Consider the following 11,867-nt stretch of genomic DNA (forward strand, 5'->3'; position numbering starts at 1 on the left):
TACTCTGCACGGAGGCAACTTGTCTTTAGTGGTAGCTCGTCTTTATTGCTACACCATCTATTCAGCCACGCTTATACGCAGGCCAGCGGCGATAGCAAAGGGGCTGAAGGTCACCGCCAGGGTGGTCAAGCAGGCCATCCACAACAACTGCCCGACAGCTGGCAACCCTTGCAAGCTCGCCTGTAACGCGCCGCTGCCGAGAATCAGCACCGGGATATACAAGGGCAAAATCAGTAAAGCCAGCAACAAACCACCGCGCTTGAGCCCCACCGTCAATGCTGCGCCTACAGCACCCAACAAGCTTAAGATCGGGGTCCCTAGCAGCAGCGAGATCAGTAAAACAGGTATGCAATGAGTCGGCAGCCCCAACATAAGTGCCAGCACCGGGGATAGAATGACCAGTGCCAAGCCTGAAAACGCCCAGTGTGCCAGCACCTTGGCCAAAACCAGAAGAGCCAAGGGGTGCGGCGAAAGGACCCACTGCTCGAGGGAGCCATCTTCAAAATCACTGCGAAAAAGCCCGTCCAGCGAGAGCAGCACGGCCAATAGCGCCGCAACCCAGACCAACCCGGGTGAAAGGGTTTGCAACAATTGAGCTTCAGGTCCGACCGCCAACGGGAACAAGGCGATGACAATGGCAAAGAAAACCAGAGGATTCGCCAGTTCGGCCGGACGCCGAAACAGCAAGCGGGCTTCTCGCGCCACCAACAGGGTAAATACGTTACTCATACGCCGCGTAGCCCCAAATCAAGTACACGATAACCTTGGGGTTTAACCGACAAAGCGTGATGCGTGGTCATGACCACCAGACCGCCTTTCTCGCAATGCGCAGCCAAATGCGCCTCAAGCTGGGCCACAGCGGCAATATCCAGTGCGGTAAAGGGCTCATCGAGAATCCATAAATCGGGGCCCGGCAAATACAACCGCGCCAAACCGACTCGACGCTGTTGACCGGCTGACAAGGAATGACACGGCACATCTTCATAACCACGCAGACCGACTGCCTCCAGCGCCTGGAGAATTTGCGCCCGCTCAACCGGCTTCTGCAAGGCGCAGAGCCAAGTCAGGTTCTCTTCAGCTGTCAGCAGGCCCTTGATTCCGGCGGCATGGCCGATCCAGAGCAACCTGGGTTCAGCGCGATGATCATTCAATGCGCTGCCATACAACTTGACTTCACCCGAGGTGGGCTGCATCAGCCCCGCTAAAAGTCGCAGTAAACTGGTTTTTCCACTACCGTTGGGGCCTGCAACCTGAAGCATTTCGCCGGGAACCAGAGACAGTTCAAGATGCTCAAAAAGCATGCGCCAATCACGCTCACAGGCGAGCGACTTGGCTTCAAGAATTGGGCTGATCACCGCATTAATACCTAATAAATGATTCAAGATGGCAGCATTCCAGCCGCTATATAGTCAAGCATGTGGGCCTAAGGTGCGTGGCGAGCGCGATAGCGGCGGCATTATACATGGCTCGTCCACCTCCCCGCAGTTGGCTTTTCGACAGGGTGTAACTCGTACATGAGTGAAATTAGCAGCAGCCGGCCATTACCTGCCACACCTGCGAGCAACCGCCCAAACTCGGTGGCGAGCGACATGGCAGTCAAACTGCTACAGCCTCTTGAAGGGCTGCTGGCAAAAGGTGAAAGCACCACGGCCGAGGTAGTCAGCCTTAAGCAAGTCGCACAGAGCTTTCAGCTTATGCTCAGGCTGACCTTGAACAATGGCAGTCAGACCACCTTGGAAGCCAGCAGCAATAAGCCTATCGCCCAAGGCAGCGCCCTGACCATTACCGCCTTGACTGACACCAAATTGTTGGTCGCATTGCAAGCCGGTGGCGACAAACCGCTGCAAAGCATTGACCTTAAACAGATACCGGTGGGCACGCTGATCCAAGGCAAAGTCCTCAGTAGCGAACAAATCGCCCAAGGCAAAGCCCAGCAGGTAATCTTTAAAGTGGTGCTCAGCCTGCTCAATACCTCATTGGCCGGCAGCAAGCTGGCGATCGAGACGCCTCTTACTTTACAGCCGGGTAGCCTGCTTAGCGCTCAGGTGCAAGGCAATCAGGCACTTAACCTACTGCCTTTGAGTGGGCGCCTTGATCAGCTCGCACTGACTCAGCAGCTCCAAAACCAACACAGCAGCCAAGGCTCACTTCAAGGATTATTCAAAGCCTTGCAGGGTTTGGGCGAGCGTGGCGATATACCCAGCAGCGTGCGCACCAGCATCGACAAGTTAATCGGTGCCATGCCGGATGGCCAACAACTGAGCGATGCCAAAGGTTTGAGCAAAGCACTGGAAAACAGCGGGGCATTTCTTGAAAGCAAACTGCTCAGCCCGCAGGCCAACGCCTTGCCAACTGATCTAAAAGCCAACTTGCTCAAGCTGATCAGCCAGCTACAACTCAACCTACCCACACAGACTGCATTGCCCGGCGCAATGGCCAGCTCGATAATGGCCCAGTCATTACCCGCATTGGCGCGCAATCTGTTGGGCAGTATCAATCAGAACAGCAGCAAGCAGCAGGCGCTCAATTTCCCCCTGCCCGCCAAACTGTTGCAAGCGCTCAGTGAAGACGGCGACCTTGAAACCCTGCTCAAACTCGCCGCTGCGGCTGTGTCACGCCTGCAAACCCACCAACTGTCCAGCCTGGCGCAGACTCAAGTGGGGCCTGATGGCAATATCCTCACGACCTGGCAGTTGGAACTACCAATGCGCAACCAGCAAGAGCTGGTGCCGGTACAGCTAAAGATCCAGCGCGACGAGCCACAGAAATCCGCCGCTCAGGAGCAAAAAGAAATGCTTTGGCGCATTGACCTGGCGTTTGACCTGGAACCCCTTGGGCCGGTGCAGGTGCAAACGCAACTCGCGCGCGGCTGCCTGTCGAGCACGCTGTGGGCCGAACAGCCCAGTACCGCCAAGCTAATCGACAGCGAGCTGGTGAATCTACGTCAGCGTCTGGTTGATGCCGGACTCCAGGTCAGTGCACTGTCCTGTGCCCAAGGCACACCACCGCAAGGCCCCAAAACGGCCCTGCAACAACGCTGGGTAGATGAAACCGCATGACCAGGCAGACCGCGCCCCGCCAAGCCATCGCCTTGAGCTATGACGGCCAACAGGCTCCGACGCTCAGTGCCAAGGGCGACGATGAATTGGCCGAAGCCATTTTAGCCATCGCCCGTGAGTATGAAGTGCCGATTTATGAGAATGCCGAATTGGTCCGCCTGCTGGCCCGCCTGGAACTGGGCGACAGTATTCCTGAAGAGCTGTACCGCTGCATTGCCGAGATTATCGCCTTCGCCTGGCATCTAAAAGGCAAATGCCCAGCCGGTTTTAATGCCGGGCAAACAGATACTGACCAACAGTTTTAATCAACTGCGCGCTTGAGTCTGCCTGACATGGCGTAAAGCGGCGAATCATCACTTGCGCCTTTGTCCAGCGGGAAGTCGAGCAATTGCCAGGCGAAATAGCCATCGCGGAAAAAATACACTTGCTGGTAGCCCCAACTCACGGCCTTGCGCACCGCCTCGGCACTGCTCGGACTCACATCACTGTCGCAATACACGACCAATGCTGTCCCCCGTGGGATGGGCGCATTGGAGAGCTCGGCAAAGCGCGTGTTCCCATCCAGATGGATAGCGCCGCTTATATGCCCCCAGGACCACTCGCGCTGCGGCCGTACATCAACAAACATCGCGCCTTGCTCATACAGAACTCGCGCCTGCAGAACATTAACGGTGCTCGCCCCTGACACGGTTTCTGGCACCTCTTGTGCCATAACCGGACAACTCAAGCCAAACACCACCAATACCGCCAGTAATCTAGCCATAACAGTTCCCCAGTGTTTATCCGGTACCTTGAGTTTAGGTAGCTAAAAAAGCAGGGCTAGGAACGTTTTACGCGGCGATGCAGCGCTTTAAGAACTTGTGATGCTATAGAAAGTGCGGTTGCGTGGAGGTGTGGTAACGCGAAGCTTGGCCGCCGGGGTCTGCGCATATAACCCTAATATCCGGGACCGCAATGGTGGATGAAAAAAGCGTCATCCACCCGGGAGGGGCAGGCAATCGCGTGATCGTAGGGCGGGGTTTGCGCAGCTTGGCCACCGTGATTCAACCACTAAGCGAATCCGCCAGCCTAGACCCGATTGGGTTTGGCTTGATGCAGCTTGCTGACCAGTTCGGCCTCTGCCTTGCTGAGGCCGCAAGACTGTGTGAGGTCATCAACACTGGCGCCTAAACCGACGAGACGAGCAGCTTGGGTAAAGGACAAGTTAGCCGGGTCGCGCTGTTCCATTTGGCTAAGTTTATCGGGCAGCGGCGCCACTGTTTGGCGCAGCTCATGCAACTCCTCACCCATACGAATACTGCCGGTGAGGTAAGTGTCCAGGCGTTTGCTCAGCTCTTTGAGTCGTAGATCCCGTGCGGCATCACGTTCGAGTTGCAGGGCAACCGTGCTCTTGAGCTGAGAATGCAGCCACACACAGGCACCTATCAGCGCGACGCTGATCAGGGCCAATACCACCAGTGCGGCTTCAAGCACCATTCAAATTGACTCCAGCTCCGACCACTCTTCTTCTGACATCATCTTGTCCAATTCAACCAGAATCAGCAGTTCGCCATTTTTATTGCACACACCCTGAATAAACTTGGCGGATTCATCGTTACCCACATTAGGCGCAGTCTCAACTTCAGACTGACGCAGGTAAACCACTTCAGCAACACTGTCGACCAGAATACCGACCACTTGCTTGTCTGCTTCGATAATGACCACTCGGGTGTTATCGGTAATATCCGCAGGTTCCAGGCCAAAGCGCTGACGGGTGTCGATAACTGTAACCACGTTACCACGCAGGTTGATAATACCCAGCACATAACTTGGCGCACCCGGAACTGGAGCAATTTCCGAATAACGCAGCACTTCCTGTACCTGCATCACATTGATGCCGTAACTTTCGTTATCCAGGCGGAAGGTCACCCATTGCAGGATTGGATCCTCGGCGCCTTGAGCAGAGTTTTTATTCATAGTCCTAGCCTCTTGGATAAACGCTTGCGAGCGGTTACTCGCTTACAAAAATAGTTAATGGATTTGACCGTTGACCAGCCGCTTGGCGGCGCCACTGGTAATCAATTCAGCCAATGCCGATACATCCAGCAAGGCACACATATGCTCAATCACGGTGCCGGCCAACCATGGCCGCTGCGAGCGTTGGCTGCGCCATTTGATTTCATTCGGGTCCAAGCGAATCGAGCGGCTCACTTGATGCACCGCCAGCCCCCACTCGTAACCCTGAACTGAAATTACAAACTGCAGACCCTGACGAAAATCCTCACGGTAACGATCCGGCATCACCCAGCGTGCAGTGTCGAGCACCTTAAGGTTGCCGGCCTGACACGGCAAAATACCGAGGAACCAGTCTGGCTGACCAAACAGCGGCGTCAGGTCATGGCCCTCAAGCGGGTAAATCGAGCCAAGACACACCAGCGGCACAGCCAGGGTCAAACCTGCAACATCAAACAGCAAGCACTCAAAGGGTTCCTGCGCCCACTGCGGACGCCCATCCTCAGCCAGCATGGGCGCAAAAGGCGCACTGGATGAAGGGCGGTACAGTTCAGCGATAGGCTCAACAACCGCTACCGGCTGCTCTGGGGCCAAGGCTTCGGGCAATTCCAGCAACGCCACAGGTTCAGAAGGCTGCACGGTGGCCACTTCAACAACCGCCTGAGCTAATGGCTCCAAGGTCAGTAAGGGTTGAGGGGCCGGGCTGGCGTCGCGCTCTTGCTCTTCGCGGACGGCGGCTTCAAATTCATCCAGACTGACGCTCGCGGCCAATTCCAGCGATGCATCCTGAAGCAAGCTGTCCAAATAGGACTGCAGCGCCAGTTGGGGCCGGGTGGTGGCATGACCAGTCATAGTGAATATCCGCAGAAAGAATCTGTAGCCTTTATCGGCAGCAGTGTATCCGGACTTGAGCGGCAGTTTGCAAAAAGTGGCGACATATCAAGCCACCTGAGCAGACATCTGAGAGGCGAGTAAATGTTTAAGCAGCGCTCGGTAGGCCAGGGTTCCGCGACTCTTTGCATCGAATTGAGAAGGCGTCTGCCCTGCCCGGCTGGCGTCACGCAGGCGCGTATCGACGGGGATGTAAGCCTGCCACAAATGGTCTGGGTAACTGTTGCGCAATAAGCGCAAGGTCGACATCGAAGCCTGCGTACGGCGGTCAAACAAGGTCGGCACAATGGTGTAAGGCAGTGCCTGCTTACGGGAACGGTTGATCATGGCCAGCGTACTGACCATGCGTTCCAGGCCCTTAACGGCGAGAAACTCTGTCTGCACCGGGATCACCAACTGCTGACTGGCGGCCAATGCATTGACCATCAACACGCCGAGCAATGGCGGGCTGTCGATAATTGCGTAGTCATATTCACCCCAAAGTTGTGCCAATGCCTTGGAGACAACCAGACCCAGCCCATTCTGGCCTGGCGATTGGCGCTCAAGCGTCGCCAGGGCGGTGCTCGATGGCAGCAGGGCGATCTGCTCATGGCTGGTGGGCAACAGCAATTGTTTAGGCAACCCTTGTGGCACCACGCCCTGATGCAAAAACAAATCATAGGCACTGTGGGCGAGACTGTCGGGATCATGACCGAAATAGCTGGTCATTGAGCCGTGCGGATCGAGATCGACCACAACCACACGCTTACCGGCATCGGCCAAGAGACCTGCCAAGGCGATGGATGAAGTGGTTTTACCGACACCACCTTTTTGATTGGCTACTGCCCAAACTCTCATTCTGCTCTTCCGCCCGCGGCAAGGATTACTTGCGCTGGATCTAATGCCGCCTGATCAGTTCGGCGACGGTGATTTGACGGCGCCGGATTGCGGCGTCTGAACTTCAGCTGATGTTGCAGGTTGCGTGCCAGCGCTACGCAAGGCCTTATCAGGCTGTGCCCGCGCACTGCCTACTCCACTTACACTGCGGCGCACATCAAGGTTACGCGAGATTACCAAAACCACTCGACGGTTTCGCGCCCGACCTTCGCTGGTGGCGTTATCAGCCACGGGCTGAAACTCGCCATAGCCCACGGACGCCATACGCGATGGGTTAACCCCATCAATCGCCAGCATCCGCACAATACTCGCGGCCCGTGAGGCAGACAGTTCCCAGTTACTCGGGAACTGCGTGGTATGAATCGGCTGGTTATCGGTGAAACCTTCAACATGAACGGGGTTGCCATAGGGTGCCAGAATTTTGGCAACCGTTTCGATAATACCGAACGCCGCATCACTGGGCAGCGCATCGCCACTGGAAAACAACAGGCTGGAGCTCAGCTCAATTTCGATCCAGAGTTCATTGCCGCGCACCTTCAGTTGGTCGCTGGCAATCAGATCACCAAAAGCGGCTTTGACACTGGCAGAGATACTTTGCAGGGAATCTTCTGGTGCTTGCACCGTTTCTTCGTCGACCATCGAGCGGTCAGGCTCGGTGGTTCTTGGTCGCTCTTCGCCGATTGGAATGGGCTTGATCGAACGATCAGGCTGATTGAATACGCCGGTGAGGGTTTCTGAAAGCACTTTGTATTTGCCTTCATTAATCGATGAGATCGAGTACATCACCACAAAAAACGCGAACAGCAGGGTAATGAAATCCGCGTAGGAAACTAACCAGCGCTCATGATTTTCATGTTCTTCCTGATGTCGACGGCGTGCCATATTTCACTCCACTAATCCATGAAACCTTGCAGCTTCAGTTCAATGGAGCGCGGATTCTCGCCTTCGGCAATCGACAATATGCCTTCAAGAATCATCTCGCGATAACGCGTCTGGCGCAGAGCAATTGCTTTGAGTTTGTTGCCGATTGGCAACAGCAGCAAGTTGGCAAAGCTGACGCCGTAAATGGTTGCTACAAAGGCCACGGCAATGCCATTTCCGAGCATGCTCGGGTCGGCCAGATTGCTCATTACGTGGATCAAGCCCATCACCGCACCGATGATGCCAATGGTTGGCGCATAGCCGCCCATGCTTTCAAATACCTTGGCGGCCTGAATGTCGTGGCTTTCTTTGGTATACAAATCCACTTCAAGTACGCTGCGAATAGATTCGGTCTCAGCGCCATCCACCAGCAACTGCAAGCCCTTGCGTGCATAGGCGTCGGGCTCCAGATCAGCCAGTGACTCAAGCCCGAGCAGACCTTCCTTACGCGCAACAAGGCTCCAATTAACCACGCGATCGATGCCGCCTGCCAGGTCGATACGCGGCGGAAAGAGAATCCAGCGAACAATCACCAGCGAGCGCTTGAAGACATTCATCGGCGCCTGCAGGAACGCCGCGCCCAAGGTGCCACCAATCACGATAAGCGCTGCAGGACCATTGAGCAGCGCGCCTACATGGCCGCCCTCAAGGTAATTGCCGCCCAAAATAGCGACAAAGGCCAGGATGATCCCGATCAGGCTCAGAACATCCATCAGATGCACGCCTGACTGATATGGCGGCCGATGTCATCGAGCGAATAAACAGCATCAGCCAGGTTGGCTTTTACCACGGCCATGGGCATGCCATAAATCACGCAACTGGCTTCATCCTGCGCCCAGACCTGGCTGCCGCTCTGCTTGAGCAGTCGCGCTCCTTCGCGGCCATCGGCGCCCATACCGGTGAGTACAACCGCGAGCACTTTATCCTGATAGGTTCGCGCGGCCGAGCCAAAGGTAATGTCGACACAAGGCTTGTAATTAAGGCGCTCATCGCCCGGCAGAATCCGCACTGAACCACGAGCATCAATCATCATTTGCTTGCCGCCGGGTGCTAGCAACGCCAAGCCCGGGCGCAGCAGATCGCCATCCTCGGCTTCCTTGACGTTGATTCGGCAGAGTTTGTCCAGGCGCTCGGCAAAGGCTTTGGTGAACGCCGCCGGCATATGTTGGATCAGCACAATGGGCGCCGGAAAATTGGCTGGCAGTTGACTGAGCACCCGTTGCAATGCCACCGGGCCGCCCGTCGAGGTGCCAATGGCAACCAACTTGTAGGCTTTATGTTTGGGTGCAGCGCTGCTGCTTGCGTGGCCTTGGCTGCCAGCAGTGCTACCGGCATGAGCCGTCGCAGGTCGCGCTGATTCTGTAGTTGCTCGCGTGGCAGCGGTTAACGGCGTAGTGGCTCGCCTGGGTAACACGCTTGCAGCTGTAGGCGCTGTGCTTGCCGGGGCTGCGGCAGGCGTCATCGAACTGAGGTTGCGCCTGTTACTGCGGGCGATGTTGTGGACTTTCTCGCAGAGCAACTGGCGGACCTTGTCCGGGTTGCGCGAAATGTCCTCGAAATTCTTCGGCAGAAAATCCACAGCACCGGCATCCAGCGCATCCAGGGTAACCCGCGCGCCTTCATGCGTCAGCGAAGAAAACATCAGAACCGGGGTTGGGCAGCGCTGCATGATGTTACGCACGGCCGTGATGCCATCCATCATCGGCATCTCGTAATCCATGGTGATCACATCTGGCTTGAGACTTTGCGCCTGATCGATCGCCTCGCGGCCATTGGTTGCCGTGCCGATGACCTGAATATTCGGGTCAGAGGACAGGATTTCAGAGACTCGACGGCGAAAGAAGCCGGAATCATCCACTACCAATACTTTTACAGCCATTAGAGCTCCTTTACTGCGCAGCGTGAACGCTGCGCAGGCGACAGTCACATGCGGCGTGCGTAGTGTTTGAGCATGCTCGGCACATCGAGAATCAGTGCAATACGCCCGTCCCCGGTGATGGTCGCACCCGACATGCCAGGCGTGCCTTGCAACATCTTGCCGAGCGGTTTGATCACCACTTCTTCCTGACCCACCAACTGATCAACCACAAAGCCAATACGCTGACTGCCAACCGTGAGAATCACCACATGGCCTTCATGCTGCTCTTCATGGGCGGCGCCTTTCACCAACCAGCGCTTGAGGTAGAACAATGGCAAGGCCTTCTCACGCACCACTACCACTTCCTGACCATCCACCACGTTGGTTCGCGACAAATCGAGGTGAAAAATCTCGTTGACGTTAACCAAGGGGAATGCAAAAGCCTGATCCGCCAGCATGACCATCAAGGTCGGCATAATCGCCAGCGTCAGCGGCACTTTAATGACGATCTTCGAGCCCTGGCCTTTGACCGAGAACACGTTAACCGTGCCATTGAGCTGAGATATCTTGGTCTTCACCACGTCCATGCCAACGCCACGGCCGGACACATCGGATATCTCGGTTTTGGTCGAGAAACCCGGGGCAAAAATCAGGTTGTAGCATTCAAATTCATTCAGGCGATCGGCGGCGTCTTTCTCCAACAAACCCTTCTCTACCGCTTTGGCCCGCAGCACGTCGGCATCCATACCTTTGCCGTCGTCAGTGATCATCAGCAAAATATGATCACCTTCTTGCTCGGCCGACAACACCACCTTACCGCCACGCGACTTGCCCGCAGCCTCACGCTCTTCAGGAGATTCAATGCCGTGGTCAACCGCATTGCGCACCAAGTGCACCAATGGATCAGCCAGCGCCTCAACCAGGTTTTTATCCAGATCGGTTTCTTCACCGACCAGTTCCAGGCTGATCTCTTTTTTCAGGTTACGCGCCAGATCACGAACCAAGCGCGGGAAGCGGCCAAATACTTTCTTGATTGGCTGCATGCGGGTCTTCATCACCGCGGTTTGCAAATCTGCAGTGACCACATCCAGATTGGAAACCGCCTTGCCCATGGCTTCATCGTTGCTGCTTGCACCCAGGCGAACCAGACGGTTACGCACCAGAACCAGCTCACCGACCATATTCATGATCTCGTCAAGCCGCGCCGTATCAACCCGAACCGTAGTTTCCGCCTCGCTGGCTTGAGCCGCTTTTTCAGCCACAGGGGCAGGTGCAGGGGCTTTCGCCGGTGTAGCCTTTACCAGGGGCGCACTGGCTTTGACCGGCTGCGCTACTGGCTCAACGGCAGGCTTGACCGCAGATTCGGCAAATTTGCCTTTACCGTGCAGCTCATCGAGCAGAGCTTCGAACTCATCGTCGCTGATGTCATCGCCGCCCGCAGTGGGCGCCGGAGCGCTTGCGACAGCCTCAACAGCGGCGGCAGGTGCAACGACCTCAGGAGCTACAAACTGGCCTTTGCCATGCAACTGATCGAGCAAGGCTTCAAATTCGTCATCGCTAATTTCATCACTGCTGTGAGTTGCGGCAGGCGAACCTGTGGCAGGCACCCCTGCGGCAGACTCTTGGGCAGCCGACGTCTGCTCACCGGCAAACTGACCTTTGCCGTGTAACTGGTCGAGCAACGACTCAAACTCATCATCAGTGATCTCATCACTGGCAGCAGGTGCATCAACCTGCGGAGGGGTTCCATCGAGTGCATCGAGCAACTGCTCAAATTCACTGTCAGTAATATCGTCAGGGGCCGTTTCTGCAGTGGCCACGGCCGCAGCGGATACAGTCTCCACCGGAACCGCAGCGCCAGAGTCTTGGGCCGCTGGTGTAGGCTCGGCGAGTTGGGCCAAGGCCGCCAGCAGCTCAGGCGTCGCAGCCGTTGGCGTGGCACCTTCACGCACGTCGTTGAACATGCCGTTAACCGCGTCAAGCGCTTCGAGGACAACGTCCATCAGCTCCGAATCTACCCGGCGCTCACCCTTACGTAATATATCGAAGACGTTTTCAGCAATGTGGCAGCACTCCACCAGCTCATTAAGCTGGAGAAACCCGGCACCGCCTTTTACTGTGTGAAATCCCCGAAAAATCGCATTGAGCAGATTCATGTCATCCGGGCGGCTTTCCAGCTCAACCAACTGCTCGGACAACTGTTCGAGTATCTCGCCGGCCTCTACCAGGAAGTCCTGGAGAATTTCTTCATCGGCGCCGAAGCTCATATG

General features: G+C 56.1%; 13 protein-coding genes. 2 read left to right on the top strand and 11 right to left on the bottom strand.

Going from position 1 to position 11,867, the window contains the following annotated elements:
- Positions 1 to 57: 57 nt before the first annotated feature.
- Positions 58 to 729, bottom strand: a complete 672-nt coding sequence (ccmB, locus tag AACY09_RS02315; protein ID WP_339485818.1) for a heme exporter protein CcmB — start codon at positions 727 to 729, stop codon at positions 58 to 60.
- On the bottom strand, positions 726 to 1,355 hold the full coding sequence (gene ccmA / locus AACY09_RS02320; protein WP_339487059.1) for a cytochrome c biogenesis heme-transporting ATPase CcmA: 630 nt from the start codon (positions 1,353 to 1,355) through the stop codon (positions 726 to 728). Before ccmA ends, ccmB begins: the two co-directional genes overlap by 4 nt.
- Positions 1,356 to 1,514: 159 nt before the next feature.
- Between ccmA and fliK the strand changes: the two genes are divergently transcribed.
- Together fliK and AACY09_RS02330 are read left to right on the top strand one after the other, a co-directional pair.
- Positions 1,515 to 3,059, top strand: coding sequence for a flagellar hook-length control protein FliK (gene fliK, locus AACY09_RS02325; RefSeq protein WP_339485819.1), 1,545 nt, complete (start codon positions 1,515 to 1,517; stop codon positions 3,057 to 3,059).
- Entirely contained in the window at positions 3,056 to 3,364 is a 309-nt protein-coding gene (locus AACY09_RS02330) for an EscU/YscU/HrcU family type III secretion system export apparatus switch protein (protein WP_339485820.1), read from the top strand. The genes fliK and AACY09_RS02330 overlap by 4 nt, the downstream gene beginning before the upstream one ends.
- Here the strand turns inward: AACY09_RS02330 and AACY09_RS02335 are convergent.
- The 9 genes from AACY09_RS02335 to AACY09_RS02375 all read right to left on the bottom strand — a co-directional run bounded on the left by AACY09_RS02335 (position 3,361) and on the right by AACY09_RS02375 (position 11,864).
- The gene (locus AACY09_RS02335; RefSeq protein ID WP_339485822.1) at positions 3,361 to 3,822 is read right to left on the bottom strand and encodes a rhodanese-like domain-containing protein; all 462 of its coding nucleotides are present in this window, start codon (positions 3,820 to 3,822) and stop codon (positions 3,361 to 3,363) included. The two genes, AACY09_RS02330 and AACY09_RS02335, sit on opposite strands and share 4 nt — an antisense overlap.
- 305 nt (positions 3,823 to 4,127) lie before the next feature.
- Positions 4,128 to 4,535 carry a DUF2802 domain-containing protein gene (locus AACY09_RS02340; RefSeq protein ID WP_339485824.1) on the bottom strand — a complete coding sequence of 136 codons (408 nt, stop codon included), beginning with the start codon at positions 4,533 to 4,535 and terminating at the stop codon, positions 4,128 to 4,130.
- Entirely contained in the window at positions 4,536 to 5,015 is a 480-nt protein-coding gene (locus AACY09_RS02345; protein WP_339485826.1) for a chemotaxis protein CheW, read from the bottom strand.
- Positions 5,016 to 5,069: 54 nt separating this feature from the next.
- A complete protein-coding gene (locus AACY09_RS02350) occupies positions 5,070 to 5,903 on the bottom strand; it encodes a CheW domain-containing protein (RefSeq protein WP_339485828.1) in 834 nt (277 codons plus the stop codon).
- A gap of 87 nt (positions 5,904 to 5,990) precedes the next feature.
- Positions 5,991 to 6,779: a ParA family protein gene (locus AACY09_RS02355; RefSeq protein ID WP_339485830.1), complete on the bottom strand. Its 789-nt coding sequence runs from the start codon at positions 6,777 to 6,779 to the stop codon at positions 5,991 to 5,993.
- 54 nt (positions 6,780 to 6,833) lie between these two features.
- Positions 6,834 to 7,700, bottom strand: a complete 867-nt coding sequence (motD, locus tag AACY09_RS02360) for a flagellar motor protein MotD (protein WP_339485832.1) — start codon at positions 7,698 to 7,700, stop codon at positions 6,834 to 6,836.
- An 11-nt stretch (positions 7,701 to 7,711) separates the two neighbouring features.
- Positions 7,712 to 8,452, bottom strand: a complete 741-nt coding sequence (locus AACY09_RS02365; protein WP_339485833.1) for a flagellar motor protein — start codon at positions 8,450 to 8,452, stop codon at positions 7,712 to 7,714.
- Positions 8,452 to 9,618 carry a protein-glutamate methylesterase/protein-glutamine glutaminase gene (locus AACY09_RS02370; protein ID WP_339485835.1) on the bottom strand — a complete coding sequence of 389 codons (1,167 nt, stop codon included), beginning with the start codon at positions 9,616 to 9,618 and terminating at the stop codon, positions 8,452 to 8,454. Before AACY09_RS02370 ends, AACY09_RS02365 begins: the two co-directional genes overlap by 1 nt.
- Before the next feature lie 44 nt (positions 9,619 to 9,662).
- Positions 9,663 to 11,864: a chemotaxis protein CheA gene (locus tag AACY09_RS02375; protein ID WP_339485837.1), complete on the bottom strand. Its 2,202-nt coding sequence runs from the start codon at positions 11,862 to 11,864 to the stop codon at positions 9,663 to 9,665.
- Between the last annotated feature and the right edge of the window lie 3 nt (positions 11,865 to 11,867).

Source organism: Pseudomonas sp. EL_65y_Pfl2_R95 (assembly GCF_963971045.1).
Lineage (GTDB): Bacteria > Pseudomonadota > Gammaproteobacteria > Pseudomonadales > Pseudomonadaceae > Aquipseudomonas.

Bases quoted from the DNA above. Each gene is read 5' to 3' on its own strand.
- AACY09_RS02330 (WP_339485820.1), top strand. From the start codon at position 3,056: ATGACCAGGCAGACCGCGCCCCGCCAAGCCATCGCCTTGAGCTATGAC.
- AACY09_RS02375 (WP_339485837.1), bottom strand. From the start codon at position 11,864: ATGAGCTTCGGCGCCGATGAAGAAATTCTCCAGGACTTCCTGGTAGAG.
- AACY09_RS02365 (WP_339485833.1), bottom strand. From the start codon at position 8,452: ATGGATGTTCTGAGCCTGATCGGGATCATCCTGGCCTTTGTCGCTATT.
- AACY09_RS02335 (WP_339485822.1), bottom strand. From the start codon at position 3,822: ATGGCTAGATTACTGGCGGTATTGGTGGTGTTTGGCTTGAGTTGTCCG.
- AACY09_RS02340 (WP_339485824.1), bottom strand. From the start codon at position 4,535: ATGGTGCTTGAAGCCGCACTGGTGGTATTGGCCCTGATCAGCGTCGCG.
- ccmB (WP_339485818.1), bottom strand. From the start codon at position 729: ATGAGTAACGTATTTACCCTGTTGGTGGCGCGAGAAGCCCGCTTGCTG.
- fliK (WP_339485819.1), top strand. From the start codon at position 1,515: ATGAGTGAAATTAGCAGCAGCCGGCCATTACCTGCCACACCTGCGAGC.
- AACY09_RS02345 (WP_339485826.1), bottom strand. From the start codon at position 5,015: ATGAATAAAAACTCTGCTCAAGGCGCCGAGGATCCAATCCTGCAATGG.
- AACY09_RS02355 (WP_339485830.1), bottom strand. From the start codon at position 6,779: ATGAGAGTTTGGGCAGTAGCCAATCAAAAAGGTGGTGTCGGTAAAACC.
- AACY09_RS02370 (WP_339485835.1), bottom strand. From the start codon at position 9,618: ATGGCTGTAAAAGTATTGGTAGTGGATGATTCCGGCTTCTTTCGCCGT.
- motD (WP_339485832.1), bottom strand. From the start codon at position 7,700: ATGGCACGCCGTCGACATCAGGAAGAACATGAAAATCATGAGCGCTGG.
- AACY09_RS02350 (WP_339485828.1), bottom strand. From the start codon at position 5,903: ATGACTGGTCATGCCACCACCCGGCCCCAACTGGCGCTGCAGTCCTAT.